General features: G+C 61.4%; 1 protein-coding gene. It reads left to right on the forward strand.

Annotated elements, in window-relative coordinates; all coding sequences use genetic code 11:
• Positions 1-79: 79 nt before the first annotated feature.
• Complete coding sequence (gene galE, locus EN932_RS35675) at positions 80-1,159, forward strand: UDP-glucose 4-epimerase GalE (RefSeq protein WP_063171800.1); 1,080 nt, start codon at positions 80-82, stop codon at positions 1,157-1,159.
• Positions 1,160-1,645: the final 486 nt, after the last annotated feature.

The following is a 1,645-nucleotide window of genomic DNA, read 5'->3' on the forward strand; positions in this document are numbered from 1 at the left end:
GCCAGGGGCTCGCGCGTACCGTCGAGTATTTTGATACCCTGCTCTACGGAAGTCACACCGCCAGAGGAGCTGCTGCTTCATGAGCCGGCCGGCGGTCCTGGTGACGGGTGGAGCCGGCTTCATCGGCAGCCACACCTGCAAGCAGTTGGCCGCCGCCGGCTACATGCCGGTGGTTTTCGACAATCTGAGCCGCGGCAATGAGAGATCCGTCGCCTGGGGGCCGCTTGTCGTCGGCGATATCCGGGATCGGGATGCACTGCGGCGGGCGATGGAAACGCACCGGCCGACGGCCGTGATCCATTTTGCTGCGCTGGCCTATGTCGGAGAGTCCGTTCGCGAGCCGGCCGAATATTATTCGACCAATGTGACAGGCACCATCGCGGTGCTCGATGCCGCACGCGCGAGTTCGATCGAAAACATCATCTTCTCCAGCAGCTGTGCGACCTACGGCGTGCCGGAGGCGTTGCCGGTTCGCGAGACCTCCTCGCAAAATCCGATCAGCCCCTATGGGCGCACCAAGCTGATCGGCGAACAGATCATCGGCGACTATGCGTCCGCGTACGGAATGAAATTTGCGATCCTGCGCTATTTCAATGCTTGTGGCGCCGATCCCGATGGCGAGCTCGGTGAGTGGCATTCGCCGGAAACCCATCTGGTTCCCAGAGTGCTCATGGCCGCATCGGGCATCATCGACGCGATCGAGGTTTTCGGCACCGACTACGACACGTCGGACGGCACTTGCGTAAGGGATTATATCCACGTCACCGATCTGGCCCGCGCCCACCTGAAAGCGCTCATGCATCTCGAGGGTGGCGGGCGAAGCCTTGCGGTCAATCTCGGCACAGGGCGAGGCGTCTCCATCAAGGAGATTGTCAAGGCGGTCGGCCGAATGACGTCGAGGCCGGTTCCGGCAGTGTTCAGGAGCCGACGCCCCGGAGATCCGGCGGAGCTCTACGCCGACCCGGGAAGCGCACGCGAACATCTTGGCTTTGTGCCGGAGCTTTCAGACATCGATACGATTGTCAGGACGGCCGCTCCCTTTTTCGGACTGAAGACCAGGCCCATGAAACTGCCGCCAGTGAGGGCGGCAGCGCCGGTCGTCGCCCGACGGGTCAGAGATAGCGGGGGTGACAGCTCGCGCGCTGGCCAAATCCGCTAGGGCTGCAGATATAAGGCGAGCCGCCCGAGAACGTGCTGCCATCGCCCGGATTGAACGAGATGTTCACCGGCGCCGGCGTGCTGGCTTTGATCCGTTGCGGCGGTGCAAAGGCGTAGGCACTTTCGGTCCCTATTGTGCTTGTCATCTGGATCGGAAGGTCGGCCCGGAGCGAGCGCACGAGAAATCTGGCCTGCACGGGCTGGACCGCGGGCTGACTGCGGACCGGGTGGACGATGGGCCTGATAAGGACCGAACCGGTTTCAGTTGCGTCCATACCTTGACAACCTGCAACCATAGAGCTCAGCGCCACAGCCGCGGCAATAGATACGACATTCTTGCTTGAGCGAAATACGCTCGCGGAATTTCTCATCCTCTGTCCCTTGCTATCAAGTATAAGCCAGGGGCGCATTGCGACATACTATACTTGGGCCGCTTCCACGCCGCATGAGTGACCACTCGCACATCACACGTTATATTAGATATCAC

This window comes from Mesorhizobium sp. M7A.F.Ca.US.002.01.1.1, from assembly GCF_004022955.1.
In the GTDB taxonomy this organism is placed as follows: domain Bacteria; phylum Pseudomonadota; class Alphaproteobacteria; order Rhizobiales; family Rhizobiaceae; genus Mesorhizobium; species Mesorhizobium ciceri.